The 16,312-nt window shown below is 42.3% G+C and carries 14 protein-coding genes and 1 pseudogene; 5 read left to right on the top strand and 10 right to left on the bottom strand.

Features of this window, described 5'->3' with window-relative positions; genetic code table 11:
- Window positions 1-4: 4 nt before the first annotated feature.
- The 4 genes from F9B91_RS00435 to recJ all read right to left on the bottom strand — a co-directional run bounded on the left by F9B91_RS00435 (window position 5) and on the right by recJ (window position 6,243).
- Complete coding sequence (locus F9B91_RS00435) at window positions 5-1,228, bottom strand: aminoacyltransferase (RefSeq protein WP_150922221.1); 1,224 nt, start codon at window positions 1,226-1,228, stop codon at window positions 5-7.
- Window positions 1,229-1,339: 111 nt separating this feature from the next.
- The gene (locus F9B91_RS00430; RefSeq protein WP_150922220.1) at window positions 1,340-2,119 is read right to left on the bottom strand and encodes an alpha/beta hydrolase; all 780 of its coding nucleotides are present in this window, start codon (window positions 2,117-2,119) and stop codon (window positions 1,340-1,342) included.
- A 66-nt stretch (window positions 2,120-2,185) separates the two neighbouring features.
- A complete protein-coding gene (locus tag F9B91_RS00425; protein ID WP_150922219.1) occupies window positions 2,186-3,847 on the bottom strand; it encodes a ribonuclease J in 1,662 nt (553 codons plus the stop codon).
- 173 nt (window positions 3,848-4,020) lie between these two features.
- A complete protein-coding gene (gene recJ, locus F9B91_RS00420; RefSeq protein WP_191962377.1) occupies window positions 4,021-6,243 on the bottom strand; it encodes a single-stranded-DNA-specific exonuclease RecJ in 2,223 nt (740 codons plus the stop codon).
- A 176-nt stretch (window positions 6,244-6,419) separates the two neighbouring features.
- On the opposite strand from recJ, the gene F9B91_RS00415 reads away from it, so the two are divergent.
- From F9B91_RS00415 to F9B91_RS00390, 5 genes and pseudogenes are all read left to right on the top strand, one after another.
- Window positions 6,420-7,178: an amino acid ABC transporter ATP-binding protein gene (locus tag F9B91_RS00415; protein WP_150922217.1), complete on the top strand. Its 759-nt coding sequence runs from the start codon at window positions 6,420-6,422 to the stop codon at window positions 7,176-7,178.
- Window positions 7,179-7,188: 10 nt separating this feature from the next.
- Entirely contained in the window at window positions 7,189-7,983 is a 795-nt protein-coding gene (locus tag F9B91_RS00410; RefSeq protein ID WP_150922216.1) for a transporter substrate-binding domain-containing protein, read from the top strand.
- A gap of 12 nt (window positions 7,984-7,995) precedes the next feature.
- A complete protein-coding gene (locus F9B91_RS00405; protein WP_150922215.1) occupies window positions 7,996-8,673 on the top strand; it encodes an amino acid ABC transporter permease in 678 nt (225 codons plus the stop codon).
- Between the two features lie 9 nt (window positions 8,674-8,682).
- A complete protein-coding gene (locus F9B91_RS00400; RefSeq protein ID WP_000443889.1) occupies window positions 8,683-9,342 on the top strand; it encodes an amino acid ABC transporter permease in 660 nt (219 codons plus the stop codon).
- A 248-nt stretch (window positions 9,343-9,590) separates the two neighbouring features.
- Window positions 9,591-10,780 (top strand): annotated as a pseudogene (locus tag F9B91_RS00390) (oxidoreductase).
- Window positions 10,781-10,875: 95 nt separating this feature from the next.
- Here the strand turns inward: F9B91_RS00390 and F9B91_RS00385 are convergent.
- From F9B91_RS00385 to cysE, 6 genes are all read right to left on the bottom strand, one after another.
- Window positions 10,876-12,006: an ABC transporter ATP-binding protein gene (locus tag F9B91_RS00385; protein WP_150922214.1), complete on the bottom strand. Its 1,131-nt coding sequence runs from the start codon at window positions 12,004-12,006 to the stop codon at window positions 10,876-10,878.
- A gap of 112 nt (window positions 12,007-12,118) precedes the next feature.
- A complete protein-coding gene (locus F9B91_RS00380) occupies window positions 12,119-12,988 on the bottom strand; it encodes a helix-turn-helix domain-containing protein (protein ID WP_150922213.1) in 870 nt (289 codons plus the stop codon).
- A gap of 3 nt (window positions 12,989-12,991) precedes the next feature.
- Window positions 12,992-13,378 (bottom strand): Mini-ribonuclease 3, encoded by a 387-nt coding sequence (locus F9B91_RS00375; RefSeq protein ID WP_150922212.1) that lies wholly within the window; start codon window positions 13,376-13,378, stop codon window positions 12,992-12,994.
- Complete coding sequence (cysS, locus tag F9B91_RS00370; protein WP_150922211.1) at window positions 13,371-14,714, bottom strand: cysteine--tRNA ligase; 1,344 nt, start codon at window positions 14,712-14,714, stop codon at window positions 13,371-13,373. Before cysS ends, F9B91_RS00375 begins: the two co-directional genes overlap by 8 nt.
- A gap of 81 nt (window positions 14,715-14,795) precedes the next feature.
- On the bottom strand, window positions 14,796-15,680 hold the full coding sequence (locus F9B91_RS00360) for a GNAT family N-acetyltransferase (RefSeq protein ID WP_150922210.1): 885 nt from the start codon (window positions 15,678-15,680) through the stop codon (window positions 14,796-14,798).
- 11 nt (window positions 15,681-15,691) lie between these two features.
- Complete coding sequence (gene cysE, locus F9B91_RS00355; RefSeq protein WP_150922209.1) at window positions 15,692-16,309, bottom strand: serine O-acetyltransferase; 618 nt, start codon at window positions 16,307-16,309, stop codon at window positions 15,692-15,694.
- Window positions 16,310-16,312 lie beyond the last annotated feature (3 nt).

Raw genomic sequence — 16,312 nt, 5'->3', positions numbered from 1 at the left:
GTACTTACCTTCTATGATGTTTTGTTCTTAATGCCTTGCGAAAATCAAGAGCGATTCTTAACAGAGAATAAAGAGGATGGGTGGGCATTGTAAACTCACCCAAGTATTCTTCAATCGTTGGATTAAATTTTTCCTTAAAATGGTAAAGTCCACCATTGAGAGAGTTTTCAACACCACCTAAATTTTGCCACACCATACCTCGCTCAAAGGCATAGCGAGCTGTTTCATACCAAGTTAAAATTGGTGCATTATAACGTTTAAAAGCATCATCCATACCAGCATATAGATTAACAGAGGTATTACCAAATTCCAAACTCAAAGTAGCTGCTAAAGGAATGTTTGATTTTTCTTCATTCAGATATCTCTGCAAGAAATCTCTTTCTTCTACCAAACGCTCTTTTTCCTTCTTCTGGGCTTCTACTTTTGAAGTTCGAGTCGACTCAGTAAACGCCTCTTCCAACGCTAAGTTTTTCGCTAACTGTTCTTCTAATTCTCGTAAACGCTTAGCGATATCCAGAGTAGCCAGCGTAATGTAGGCCTTGTCCTTAAAATTATCTAACAATTTTTTATAATAGGCTTCATTCCTCAAATGGATATCTTTTCGCTTCTCAGTTTTTTTCATCAAAAACGAGAAAGATTCTAACAATTCATCTCTACCAATCTGAATCTCTACACCCTTATTTCGAGCGGATCGAATAGCTTGTTTTGTTGACTTGCAAAGTTTATCTTCTTCAAAATTTTCCTTGTATATTTTCGCCTGAATACGAGGTTGAATGGTGTCTCCCATTTCCTCTGTTTTTCCTGACCACCTTACTCCCATTTGTTGCAAACTATCAATAATAGCCAGATTTTCAGGAAATTCTGTTTTTTCCTGATTAATTAAACTTTGAGACAGGCAAATACTTGGGTCAAAAGTCACAAAAATAGCTCTCTTACTGCGAGCATAAGACTTAATGGACTGAATGACAAAACTCAAGAGTTCTGTATCTCCATAATCCAATATGGGTCCTCTTGGGACGTAAAACATTTTATAGCCTAGCGGAAGAGTTCTAATCAAAATACTAGCTGTCGCCAGTAATTTTTCTTCCCTGTAAACACCAAACTTCTCATGTTGCCAATCAGACTTAACTTCTTCCCAAGCACTACTTTGTAATACATTGCCTAATTCATGGTCTTTGACAAACTGATCATATTCTAATGCGGGAATGCCAATTTGATAACGGTACATTTCCTACTATCTTTCATCCAGTATCTTATTACTATTCTACTACTTTCGCTTGAAAAGTCTAGTGAAAACATATTTTATTTTAGTTCTACTCCCCCTATGCTGAAGTTCAAACTAAGTCAATCTCTCTTCTAATTTGAAATCAATTGGTAGGCTTGCTAGAAACCGTTCCAATTGTTTTTCCCAATAATACCACTCGTGAGTTCCAGCGTTATGGCTATAGGTCACATCAAATCCCAGTTTTTTAAGATTTTTCACTGCGAGATTATTGGCTTCGTACAAGAAATCCTGCTCGCCACACCAAGCCCAAAGTTTGGTCTTTTTATCCGATTTTTTAGCCAGACTTTCAAGAGAATAGGGGCTAGCTGTCCAATCCTTAATCTCCCCAAACACACCTCTCCAATAAGCCGGTGTTCCCAGATTTTGGCTTTCAGGAGAAAAATCTTGAAAACTAAGAGCACCTGAAAAGCTAGCTGCGTGAGAAAAACGATTTGTAGCAAGAGCCAATTTGAAACAGCCATAGCCTCCCATAGAGAGACCAGCGATAAAGGTCTTTTCACGCTTGCTAGTCATGTTAGGGAAGAAGCGTTTTAGAACCTGTGGCAATTCCACTGCTAGAGCTGTGTAATAGTCAAAACCATACTGGGTATCGGTGTACCAACCGTTGCTAGTATTGGGCATGACAACGATAAGATTGGTTCCTCGAAGCAAGCGTTCTACATTGGTCCGCTTGAGCCAGCTATTATGATTGCCAGACATCCCGTGCAAGAGGTACAAGACGGGAATATCTTGACACTCTGGTTCTTCAACTCGATTGGCATCAGGGTAGAGGACATTCACTCCCCACTCCATATCCAATACTTGTGAGTAATACTCGATTTTCATTACTGCCATAATTTTTCCTCTATTTTTCTATAAGAAAAAGCCGAAACTCGACTTTCTCTCTGTTTATTTCAACGATTATTTTGCTTCCATGACCACTGGTAGAATGGCTGGACGACGTTTGGTTTGGTCAAAGAGGTACTTAGTCAGATTATCACGAACCTTCCCTTTGAGATCTGCCCAGTCAAAGTCATCTCCTTGAAGATAGTCTTCTACCGTTTGGTTAATCAATTCGGAACTTTCACGGAGAATATCGCGACTCTTCTTGAGATAAACAAATCCACGCGTGTGAACACGAGCCTTGGCCACAATTTTCTTCTCACGACGATTAACGGTAATTGCTACGATGAAAATACCGTCCTCTGACAAGACCTTACGGTCACGAAGGACTACATTACCAACATCACCGATGGCATTCCCGTCAATCAAGACATCCCCTGCTGAAACCGCTCCAGCTGGGACAAAGTCCCCATTCTCATAAGCCATGCTGGTTCCCTTTTTAGGGATGAAAATGCGTTCTGGCAGCATCCCGACCGCCATAGCAGCCTTAGCATGGGCATCCAACTCACGGTATTCCCCTTGAATTGGGAAGAGATACTTAGGTTGCAAGAGATTAATCATCAACTGCAAATCACGCGCATTCCCATGTCCTGACACACGCAAGCTTTGAGTGATCAGTTTGACAACCCCGCCAGCTTGATAAATCATGTTTTCCACACGTGCCATGACAGCTTCTTTGGCGATAGACGGTGTCGTTACAATATAGATCAGGTCACCGTCCTTGATTTCCACATAACGGTGGCGACCAATCGACATCTTGCGAAGACCATTGATAGGCTCACCCATACGGCCTGTTTCAAGGATAATCAGCTCATGGTCTTCAAAACGAGACATGTCTTTTGGCTTAATCAAAAGACTCTCGTTAGCTAGAGACAATTTCTTAAGACGAATAGCCGTGCGGACGATATTTTCAATATCAAATCCTGTCAAGACCACACGGCGACCTGTTGCATCCGCAGCGTCAAACACCTGCTGGATACGAGAGAGGTTGCTAGCTACTGCTGCAACAATGATACGACCATCCCAATCTGCAATGGTTTGAGTGATTTCATCCCCAACCTCACTTTCACTAGCCACTTGGATATTACTATCTGCATTGGCTGAATCACTAAGCAAAGCTAGAACTCCGTCACGACCGATTTCTGCCAAACGAGCGAAGTCTGTCGCATAGGATTCACTAGCTGTCTGGTCAAATTTGAAGTCACCTGTATAAACGATGCTACCTTCGGCTGTCTTCAAGACAATACCCAGACTTTCTGGGATAGAGTGAGTAGTACGGAAGAAGGAAACCACAGTTCCTCCAAAATCAATCTCCGAATCCTCATCAATCACATGAAAATCATTAAATTTCTTAACCGTATCATTCCCTTTGACAAAGAGTTTGGCCAACTCAATGGTCAACTCAGAGCCAAATACAGGCACCTTGGCTTCAGCCAAGAGATAAGGCAGAGCACCAATGGCATCCGCATGTCCGTGGGTCAAGAAGACCCCAGCAATACGGTCGCTATTTTCAAAAAGGTAGTCCATATTAGGAATGACTACGTCCACCCCTAGTTGTTCATTTTCAGGGTATTTTAGACCTGCATCCAAAACGAAAATAGACCCATCGATTTCAGCGATATACATATTTTTCCCATTTTCACGCACACCACCAAGTGTTGTTAAACTGATATTACTCATTTTTCCTCCGAAAGCTTAATTTATCTTGATTATAGGGTTGCTTACCCTCTTATTCTAAAAGCACTATTACTTTTAGCCGAATCTTTTCCTACCATTATACCATTTTTTTGATGATTTTCAAAATGAAGATTTGTTTTCAAAAAAGAGCTGGTTTCCCAACTCTTTCCTATGATCTACTCTTTTTCCATTAAAAAGTCATAAATTTCTTGCACGGTACCCAACGCCATCATTTCTTGGTCTTTAACAGTTTGTTTGAGATTTTGGTAAATCTGACTTTCTCCGATCTCCCGCTTTGGCGCCTCTTTATTGACTGTCATGACCCCATCTTTGATGGTCACAAAGCCTAGTTCTTCAAACACTTGAATCATCTTGACCAGCAAGATTTGTTGAATATTGAGATAAGTCGCCAAATCCTTCAGTTTGTAGCGAATATCAAACTCTGGGAACTGGTAGATAGTCTTGTACAATTTTGCAAACTGCTCTCTAGTCCCATATCCCGTCAGATAGTAGGCCTTGTCAATATCATTTTTGAAATAAACAGCAGAAAAATTCTGCTCCTGAAAAATGGTCTTCAGCTGAGTAATATCCTCAGGAATGGTTTTTACAACCACAGCATCACTATTTACTAGATTGGGCAGTTCTCCAGCAAAATCCAAGACTGGAACCCCTTCTGGCAAGACTGCATTCTTCCCACGGATATTAAAAAGTTGAACACCCTCCACACGCGCATCCACCATCATCAGCTGCAGGGCAGTTTGGCCATTCCATTGGTTGACAGAGAGAGTCACTGCCAATTCCAATTGCTTGGTCTGTGAGAATTCAGTCGCCCTTTTCCCTTGGCCAAAGGCCACTACCTCAAAACTCGCCTCGCCTTTAGAAATTTTCAGCTTGAGATGGGCATTGCCTGTCCCCATGGTACGAGCACTTTCAACCTGAAAATCCTTGACATAAAAGACAGGTTTCTGATTGTCCATGCCAAAAGGTGCCAAACGTTCAAAACTTTTGACCGTTTCCAAGCTAAGTGTCTCCAAATCTAGCTCTTCATCTAGATTTAACTTGTTCTTGCCAGCAGCATCTGCTCCTTTTTCACGGACATAATCTTCCAAAACCTGAGATAAATCTGAGAGTTTCTCAACTTCCAGCGTCATTCCTGCCGCACCAGCATGACCACCAAAGGCTATGAAGAGGTCTCTATGAGGATCCAGAGCTTCAAAAATATCGACCGCTTCCACACTACGAGCACTGCCCTTGGCACGACCGTCTTCTATATTGAGAACGATGACTGTCTGCCCTAGTTCTTCCAACAAACGACCAGCCACAATTCCTAGAACCCCAGGATTCCAACCTTCCTTAGCCAAGACTTGGACCTTCTTCTCAGGGTCCACCATGGTCTTAGCTTCTTCATAAATAGACTGGACGATTTCCTTGCGCTCTTCGTTTTTCTGGTGAATCATGAGGGCAATCTCGTGAGCTTCCTCGTCGTCAAATCCAGTCAGCAAATCAATGGCAGGATTAGGATCATCCAAGCGACCCAAGGCATTCAAACGAGGGGCAATCTGGAAACCAACCGTTTCTTCTGTTACTTCGTTGGAAGCAATTCCAGCCATGTCCAGCATTTCTTGTAAACCAATGCGCTGAGTGTGCCCCAACATTTCCAGACCATACTGAACCAAGATACGGTTCTCATCTGTCAAACTCACCATATCTGCAATGGTACCAATAGCGACCAAATCAAGCAGTTCCACTTGCACTTCTTCTAAAAGGGCGCAAGCCAGCTTGAAGGCCACTCCACAACCAGCCAGATATTTGAAAGGATAGTCCGCATCAGGGTGTTCAGGATGGACAATGGCATAGGCATCAGGGAGGGTTTCAGGCATGGAATGGTGGTCTGTCACAATGACATCTACTCCCATAGACTGAGCCAGTTCAATGGCTTCGTGACCCGCAACTCCATTGTCCACTGTCACAATCAAGGAAATCCCTTCTTGCTCGATAAAGTATTTATAAACACTAGCATTTGGACCATAGCCATCAGTAAAACGATTGGGCAAGTAAACACGGCACTCAGCGCCAAGCTGTTCCAAACTTTCCTTCACAATCGAAGCCGAAGTCATACCATCCGCATCATAATCACCGTAAACGAGGATATTTTCCCCTTCTTCAATGGCCTGACGAATCCGTTCCACTGCCTTATCCATATCATGGAGTAGATAAGGGTCATGCAAATCCTCCAAGGAAGGTTCTAAAAACTTCTTTAGACTTTCTTGGTTCTGAATCCCTCTTTCAAATAATAAACGAGCCACCTCAGGACCCAGTCCAGCCTTCTTGGCTATCTTTGTAAAATCCGCATCTTCTACCTGCGGAGCAAACTGCCATTCATAAGTAGGTGTTATCAAAAAGACATCCACTCTTTCTAAGAATTCTATCGTTTCATTATAACATGATTTAGGCTTTTTCTCTATCCAGATTGCTTTTTTATAAAATTTTAGTGAATTTTTTCAGATATGATTTGACAAGACAAATTTTTTGGTGTAGAATCATGTTATAAAATCTAACACAAAGGAGATTCCTTATGGCTTTAGTAGAATTTGAACACGTCGAAAAATATTATGGAGACTATCACGCACTCCGCGACATCAATCTCCGTTTTGAAAAAGGGCAAGTCGTTGTCCTACTCGGACCATCTGGTTCTGGGAAATCCACTCTTATCCGTACCATCAATGGTTTAGAGGCTGTCGACAAGGGAAGTCTTCTAGTCAATGGCCACCAAGTTGCTGGTGCCAGCCAGAAAGATTTAGTTCCTCTTCGCAAAGAAGTCGGCATGGTTTTCCAGCATTTTAACCTCTACCCTCACAAAACAGTGTTAGAAAACGTAACACTCGCACCCATAAAAGTTCTAGGAATTGATAAAAAAGAAGCTGAAAAAACAGCTCAAAAATATCTTGAATTTGTAAATATGTGGGACAAGAAAGATTCATATCCAGCTATGCTTTCTGGTGGACAAAAACAACGGATTGCCATCGCACGCGGACTCGCCATGCATCCGGAACTTCTCCTCTTTGATGAACCAACATCTGCTCTTGACCCTGAAACCATCGGCGATGTTCTAGCAGTTATGCAAAAATTGGCCCACGAGGGTATGAATATGATTGTCGTGACCCATGAAATGGGCTTTGCCCGTGAAGTTGCTGACCGCATCATCTTTATGGCTGACGGAGAAGTTTTGGTAGATACGACAGATGTTGATGACTTTTTCGACAATCCAAGGGAACCTCGTGCCCAACAATTTCTCAGCAAAATCATCAACCACGAAAGTGACAAAGTCAAATAAGGAGGCGCCTATGAAAAAGAAATTCTTTTTATCCGCATTATTGATTAGCCTTTTCAGCCTTGCTGCTGCAAAACCAGTCCAGGCTGATACCAGTGTCGCAGACATTCAAAAGAGAGGCGAGCTGGTTGTTGGTGTCAAACAAGACGTTCCCAATTTCGGTTACAAGGATCCCAAGAAAGGGACCTATTCTGGTATCGAAACTGACCTGGCCAAGATGGTAGCTGATGAACTCAAGGTCAAGATTCGCTATGTGCCGGTTACAGCACAAACTCGCGGACCCCTTCTAGACAATGAACAGGTCGATATGGATATCGCGACCTTTACCATCACAGACGAACGCAAAAAACTCTATAACTTCACCAGCCCTTACTACACAGATGCTTCTGGCTTTTTGGTCAATAAGTCTGCCAAAATCAAAAGCATTGAGGACTTAAACGGAAAAACCATCGGAGTTGCTCAAGGTTCCATTACCCAACGCCTGATTACTGAATTGGGTAAAAAGAAAGGTCTAACCTTTAAATTCGTCGAACTTGGTTCCTACCCAGAATTGATTACTTCCCTTCATGCTCATCGAATTGATGCCTTTTCCGTTGACCGTTCTATCCTATCTGGCTACATCAGTAAGCGGACAGAACTACTAGATGATAGTTTCAAGCCATCTGACTACGGTATCGTTACCAAGAAATCAAATACCGAGCTCAACGACTATCTCGATAACTTGGTTACTAAATGGAGCAAGGATGGCAGTTTGCAAAAACTTTATGACCGTTATAAGCTCAAACCATCTAGCCATACTGCAGATTAAGGAGGACACCCCATGACAGATTTATCATCTTGGACAGCCTATTTTCAGGATTTTGGACAATTTTTCAATGGTTTCCTCTTTACTCTTGCCCTAGCAATCGGATCCTTTATCCTAGCCATGGTCTTAGGCATCTTCTTTGGAGCCATGTCAACCAGCAAACGTCCAATATTGAGAATTTTTGCTCGTATCTTTGTCGAGTTTTACCAAAACACTCCCCTCTTGGTGCAGTTTGTTATCGTTTTTTATGGCCTACCTCTTATCAGTGACCATATCATCATGATTCCGATTTATTGGACAGCTGTTCTCTGCGTGGGTCTCTATCACGGCGCCTATATTGCTGAGGTTATTCGCTCAGGTATTCAGTCTATTCCTAGCGGTCAGATGGAGGCCGCCTTGTCGCAAGGTTTTACCTATATCAGTGCCATGCGCTTGATTATCTTGCCTCAGGCCTTTCGTATCATTCTCCCTCCTTTGACCAACCAAATCGTTAACCTCATTAAGAATACCTCGACAGTCGCTATCATTTCTGGAGTGGACTTGATGTTTGTGACCAAGTCCTGGTCAGCTCTTAACGGAAACTATATCCCAGCCTTTCTAGGTGCTGCCCTGCTCTACTTTTCTCTATGCTTCCCTGTTGCCCAGTTTGGTCGCAAGATGGAGCAAGCCAACAAAAAAGCCTATTCACTTTAGGAGGTTACTATGGAATCCATTTTAGAAGTTTTGACCCCAGATAACCTAGTCTTTATCTTTAAAGGATTTGGCTTGACCCTCTACATTTCTCTGATTGCCATCGTCCTCTCTACACTTATCGGAACGGTGCTAGCCGTCATGAGAAATGGGAAAAATCCTGTCTTACGCATTATCTCCAGCATTTATATCGAGTTTGTGCGTAACGTTCCTAACCTCCTCTGGATTTTCACTATCTTTTTGGTGTTCAAAATGAAATCCACACCAGCAGGTATTACAGCCTTCACTCTCTTTACATCAGCTGCCCTAGCTGAGATCATCCGAGGCGGTCTCAATGCAGTGGACAAGGGACAGTATGAAGCAGGAATGTCGCAAGGATTTACCTCAGCCCAAATCCTCTATCACATCATTCTCCCACAAGCTATTCGTAAAATGCTGCCAGCCATCATTTCTCAGTTTGTAACCGTGATTAAGGATACCAGTCTTCTCTACTCTGTTATCGCCCTACAAGAGCTCTTTGGAGCCAGCCAAATTCTCATGGGCCGTTATTTCGAACCAGAGCAGGTCTTCAGTCTTTACATCCTGATTGCCCTCATCTACTTCAGCTTTAACCTAGCCATTTCTAGCCTGTCTCATATGCTAGCAAAACGTTGGCAACAAGCTGCAGAATAATACTCTTCGAAAATCAAATTCAAACCACGTCAGCTTCACCTTGCCGTACTCCAGTACAGCCTGCGGCTAGCTTCCTAGTTTGCTCTTTGATTTTCATTGAGTATAAACAGCCACTCTCCAGTTCAATTGGAGAGTTTTTTGATGAGAGTAGATATTTATAGACCTCAATTTGACACCATACTTTTTCTATGATAAAATGTAACAAATTCGTTTACAACAAATCAAATCTTAATGAAATGGAATTTTCTATGAAATCACTCAAAGGAATACTCTTTATCATAGCTAGTTTTGTCTTGACTATTTTGACTTGGATGAACACTTCTCCCCAATTCATGATTCCAGGACTAGCTTTAACAAGCTTATCTCTAACTTTTGTCTTAGCCACTCGTCTCCCACTACTAGAAAGCTGGTTTCACGGTTTGGAGAAGGTCTACACTGTCCACAAATTCACAGCCTTTCTCTCCATCATCCTACTAATCTTTCATAACTTTAGTATGGGCGGTTTGTGGGGCTCTCGTTTAGCTGCTCAGTTTGGCAACCTTGCCATCTATATTTTGTCAGTATCATCCTTGTCGCCTATTTAGGCAAATACATCCAATACGAAGCTTGGAGATGGATTCACCGTCTGGTTTATCTAGCCTACATTTTCGGACTCTTTCACGTCTACATGATGATGGGTAATCGTCTCCTTACATTTAATCTTCTAAGTTTTGTTGTTGATAGCTATGCCCTTTTAGGCTTACTAGCTGGTTTTTATATCATTTTTCTATATCAAAAGATTGGCTTCCCCTATCTAGGGAAAATTACCAATCTCAAACGCTTAAATCACGATACTATAGAAATTCAAATCCAGCTTAGCAGATCTTTCAACTATCAATCAGGACAATTTGCCTTCCTAAAGATTTTCCAAGAAGGCTTTGAAAGTGCTCCGCATCCCTTTTCTATCTCAGGAGGTCATGGTCAAACCCTTTACTTTACTGTTAAAAATTCAGGTGACCATACCAAGAATATCTATGACAATCTTCAAGTCGGTAGCAAAGTAAGCGTAGACAGAGCCTACGGACACATGATCATAGAAGAAGGACGAAAAAATCAGGTTTGGATTGCTGGAGGCATTGGGATTACCCCCTTCATCTCTTACATCCGTGAACATCCTATTTTAGATAAACAGGTTCACTTCTACTATAGCTTCCGTGGAGAGGAAAATGCAGTTTATCTAGATTTGCTCCATGACTATGCTCAGAAAAATCATAATTTTGAACTCCATCTAGTAGATAGTAGGAAAGACGGCTATCTTAATTTTGAGCAAGAAGAAGTGCCCGAACATGCGAGCGTCTATATGTGTGGTCCTCTTTCTATGATGAAGTCACTTGCCAAACAGATTAAGAAACAAAATCCAAAAACAGAGCTTATTTACGAAGGATTCAAGTTTAAATAACCACTCATACTCTCCTGGAATTTCCCAGGAGTTTTTTCTACGCAATCTCAAAAAACACTGCCAGATTTCTAGCAGTGTTTTGAGTTTTATTTATCTTAGTAAACTGTTTTTTCAGTTTCTACATCGAAGAAGTGTGCTTTGTTCAAGTCAAATCCAAGTTCAACTGTTGCACCTGTTTGCAAGTAGTCACGAGCATCAACTTTGGCAACAAATTCATCTTTACCAACTTGGCAGTAAAGGTGAGATTCTGAACCAAGCAATTCTGATACAGAGATAGTAGCTTTGACAACTGATTCTGGGAATGTTTCAAGGAAAGCAGGTTCTGCATTCACGTCTTCTGGACGGATACCGAAGATCAATTCTTTACCTTCGTAGCCTTTTTCACGAAGAACTTTCAATGCTCCTTCTGGCACTTTCAAACGGAAACCGTCAGAAACAATTTCGCTACCTACCAATTTCACGTTGATGAAGTTCATAGCTGGGCTTCCGATGAATCCTGCTACGAATTTGTTAACTGGGTTTTTGTAAACTTCTTGAGGAGTACCGATTTGTTCTACACGTCCGATAGTACCTGTACCAGCAGGGTTCTTAGTTGCTGACATGATAACGATACGGTCTGCAAGTGTCATCGCTTCTGTTTGGTCGTGAGTTACGTAGATAGTTGTAGCTCCGATACGACGGTGGATTTTAGCGATTTCAGCACGCATAGATACACGAAGTTTGGCATCCAAGTTTGACAAAGGTTCGTCCATCAAGAATACTTTTGCATCACGTACGATCGCACGACCCATGGCAACACGTTGACGTTGACCACCTGAAAGGTCAGCTGGTTTACGATCCAAGAATTCTTTCAAGCCAAGGATTGCTGCTGCTTCTTGTACACGTTTGTCTATGTCTTCCTTGCTGTATTTACGCAATTTCAAACCGAAAGCCATGTTGTCATAAACAGTCATGTGTGGGTAAAGAGCGTAGTTTTGGAATACCATGGCGATATCACGGTCTTTTGGAGCTACGTCGTTGACAACCACGCCATCGATAGATGCAGTACCTTCTGTGATGTCTTCAAGACCTGCGATCATACGAAGAGTTGTTGATTTACCACATCCTGAAGGTCCTACGAAAACGATGAACTCTTTGTCTTTGATATTCAAGTTGAAGTCTTCAACTGAATAGTGTTCGCTGTTTGGATATTTTTTGTAAATATTTTTAAGATTTAATTCTACCATGAGGTGAACTCCTTTTGTATTTTGATAGTTTTATTATAGATGAAAACGCTTTACATTTCTATGGCAAGATGACCAAAAAAATAAAAAAGTTCTGTGCAACTTGCACAAAACTTTAGAGAATATCTGGTAAAATCAATTGATAACACAGGGTTAGGTCGGTCAACTCCTTCAACTGAAGCCCAGTCAATTCTTCCCATTTATCAATCTTGTATTGGAGAGAATTGCGGTGCAGATAGAGTTGCTGAGCTGTTTTAGTTAAGACAGCACTATTTTCCCAAAGAGAGAGAATGATTTCCTGAATCTGGTCCTGATCCAAAATCATCTGGTGCAGGCATTCTTTAATGACTCTCAGGTCCACGAGTCTTTCTCCCATACTCCAAAGATAGAGCTGAGAAAAAGTATGAACACCTTGGTGACCCTGACGCCACCAAGTCTTAAACAAATCCCGCTCAGCTTTGATTAAGTCTGATAGGGCTTGATGGCCTGTCTGAGACCAAACCTGACCTAACATGATAGAGAGACGCAGTCCAAAGTCATACTCAACCGCTTCAATCGTATCACTTAAAATAGCTCGTACAGAAGTGTATTTGTCTTGCTGAAGCACGAAAACATAATCCTGAGCTCCGACCTGAAGTACCGTCTGACAGTTAGGAAAAAGGGTCCGCATCATATCCAGCCAAGAAGCTAGATTTTCCTGCTGAAAATAGGAAAGATGAAAATAAACTAATTGAATCTTTTTAAAAGCTTGTGGTGTCTGCCCCTTCCCCTCAATCAAAAAAGAATACCAAGGATTGATCGAACGAGCCTGCTCCTGCTGGGTTAAGAGAGCAACCAACTGCTTTTCACGCTCGCTAAGCCCAGCTTCCTCCAGCAAAATCCACTGCTGAGAAGCTAAAGGGAGAGTGAGATAACCCTCTTTCTCTACTGGTTGGTCTGAAATCTGAGCTTCAGGAAACCAGTCTTGTAGTTCTTTTGCCATCATGCCCTAGCCCTCCACTTTTTGGATACACCACGAAATCAAGATCTCAAGACGTTCCAGATTTTCAGTCATATGGAGATAGCCCATCACTGCTTCAAAACCTGTGGACATACGGTAAGTCACTACATCAGCATTTTTGGCCTTGGTGTGACTATTGGTATTGCGACCACGTTTGTAGATTTCTTCTTCTTTTTCTGTCAGGACTTGCTCCTCTAACATAAGGGAAATCAGGCGAGCTTGAGCTTTGGCTGAGACATACTTGGTCGCCTCTTGATGGAGTTTATTGGGTTTGGTCATGCCTTTAAGAATGAGATGACGGCGAATATACATGGAATACACCGCATCTCCTTCAAAGGCTAGCGCAATCCCGTTAATGAGATTGACATCAATCACGCGTCCACCTCACTCCATCTTTGGTGTCAAGGAGCTTAATCCCTTGATCAGCCAATTGGTCACGGATCTGGTCCGCTGTCGCAAAGTCACGATTGGCACGCGCTTCTTGGCGTTTTTGAATCAAGGATTCGATCTCAGCGTCCAAAACTTCCTCAACAAAGACAATTCCAAAGACTTCCAACATATCCGCAAGAGCTTGCTTGACACTTTCATCATAGTTGCCAGAGTTAATCCATTTGGCCATTTCAAAAACAACTGTGATACCGTTGGCAGCGTTAAAATCTTCATCCATAGCTGCTACAAACTTATCTTTAAAGGTTTGTAATTCTTTGACATCCACTTTTCCTGTAAATGGTTGCTCATAAGTGTTCTTTAGATACTTGAGATTTGTCTCTGCATCACGCACTGCTTTTTCCGTAAAGTTGATAGGCTTGCGATAATGCTGAGTCGCAAAGAAGAAACGAAGCACTTGCCCATCGAGGGTTTTGAGGGCATCATGCACTGTAATAAAGTTGCCCAAGGATTTGGACATCTTGACATTATCGATATTGACAAAGCCATTATGCATCCAGTAGTTAGCAAAAGTCTTGCCTGTTTTAGCTTCAGACTGGGCAATTTCATTGGTATGGTGTGGAAACTCAAGGTCGGCTCCACCACCGTGGATATCAATGGTATCGCCCAAAATCTCTGTAGACATGACTGAACACTCGATGTGCCAGCCCGGACGACCAGGTCCCCAAGGGCTAACCCAAGAAATCTCGCCTGATTTAGTAGCTTTCCATAGGGCAAAGTCTACAGGATTTTCCTTACGAGCCGTTTCTTCATCGGTTCGACCTGAAGCACCTAGCTCCAAATCTTCCAAGGTTTTATTGGCCAACTTGGCATAGTTATGAGATTTTGCCACACGGAAATAGACATCTCCTTGACTCTCGTAGGCAAAGCCTTTTCCAATCAAGTCTTCCACAAAGCGGATAATGTCAGCCATAAACTCCACCACACGCGGATGTCGAGTCGCAGGTTTGACGCCCAAGGCCGTCACATCCTCACGAAAGGCAGCGATGTACTTGTCCGCAACCTCCTGAGGCGTGATACCTTCTTCCTTGGCACGGTTGATAATCTTATCATCTACATCCGTAAAATTGGAAATATAGGCAACCTCATAACCACGGTACTCAAAGTAACGTCGAATCGTATCAAAAGCTACCGTCGAACGGGCATTTCCCACGTGGATATAGTTATACACGGTTGGCCCACAGACATACATCTTAACTTTGCCGTCCTCAATCGGGACAAATTCTCGCAAAACACGAGACATGGTGTCGTAGATTTTAATCATAAATCATAATCAGGAAATCCAAAATCCAAGAACAATTAGTTTCATCACTAAGAGCTCAAGTAAATTTCAGTCCGAATATCTCTACACTTCGGAATCCCTTGCTCCTTTCTCATTCAGATAAACCACCTGAGTCTGTTTGACAAAGCCAATTTTTTCATACAAACGTTTGGCACCTACATTGCTATCTTCCACTGCAATCTGAAATTCCTTATTATTTTGCTCAATTAGTTGGTTGACAAGTGATTTTGCTAAGTAGCTTCCATAGCCTTTCCCACGTTCAAGTTCTGATATTGCTAAACCGTAGAAGTAATTCGTATTAGTCGATAAATCTACCGTGCAAGTCCCAATAACCTGACCGTCTTTTAACAAAATATATAGGCGGCTTTCTGGATCTTTCAGAGCTTCAGCGACATATCTATCCACAATCTCTCTAGACTCATGTTCCTCTGAGAATGCTTGAAATTTTAACTGACTGATTTGCTCCTGATACGAACTATCTGCTAACAAAACTTCAAGATTAGAAACATTTGCTAACTGATAAGGTTTTCTATCCTTACCTAACCAGGTTTCTGTCTCTTCATCCTCGACCAATCCCCAGTTGCTAACAAAATCAGGATGGCGGTCTAGAAAAACACGCTCTGTCTGAAAAGTGACTGATCGAATAGAAAAAGAAACTGTTTCTCTCTCAAAACTAGTAAACAATGCACGCGCAATTCCCTGACGGCGATGATCTGGATGAACCAGTATCGTCACCTCCACATCTTGGTCATCAGCATAGACAGTTAAGAGACCAACAAGTTCGCCTTTTTCATAATAAAGGAAAAAGGCGGGCATGTTTGGGTCAAAATTAAGCATGTTAGAAAGATAGGGATCACGATAGGTACCGTCATAGTTTTGGCAACAGTTAATTAGTTTTTTCGCCTCAGATAACTCCTCTTGGCTTAACTTGTTTCTTGCTTGAATCATATAGGTATCCTCTACAAACCAGACGATCTGTGACTTACATCTTTAGCCTGCTCGAGTTTATTGACGTAGTACTCTCGTTTTTCTTCGACTTCGTGAATGACCGGCTCATCCTTTTTACCATGAACACGGACAATCTTAGCAGGAATACCGACAACCGTCACATCACTAGGTACGTCTGCCACAACAACTGCTGCTGCACCGACCTTGGCATTTTCACCGATTTCAACGGGTCCAATGACTTGGGCATGAGCAGATATTAAAGCTCCCTTTCGCACGGTTGGATGGCGTTTGCCACAGTCTTTTCCTGTCCCACCAAGAGTTACTCCGTGGTAAAGCATAACACCTTTTTCAACAATCGCAGTCTCTCCGATAACCAGGCCTGAACCATGGTCAATAAAGACTCCAGAGTCGATTTGAGCACCTGGATGAATCTCAATCTGAGTCCAAAAGCGCCAAAACTGACTGTGCATACGAGCCAAGAGTTTGAAGCCATGCTTCCAGAGAAAATGCGAAAGACGGTGGGCCGCCAAGGCCTTGACACCTGGATAAGTCAGCAAAACCTCCAAAGTGGTGCGGGCCGCTGGATCATTTTCTTTTACGATATCAATGGTTTCGCGCCACCATCCCATACA

Source organism: Streptococcus mitis (assembly GCF_008763935.1).
GTDB lineage: Bacteria > Bacillota > Bacilli > Lactobacillales > Streptococcaceae > Streptococcus > Streptococcus mitis_DB.
Note: the sequence above shows the minus strand (reverse complement) of the source record. Positions and strands in the feature narration are given on the sequence as shown.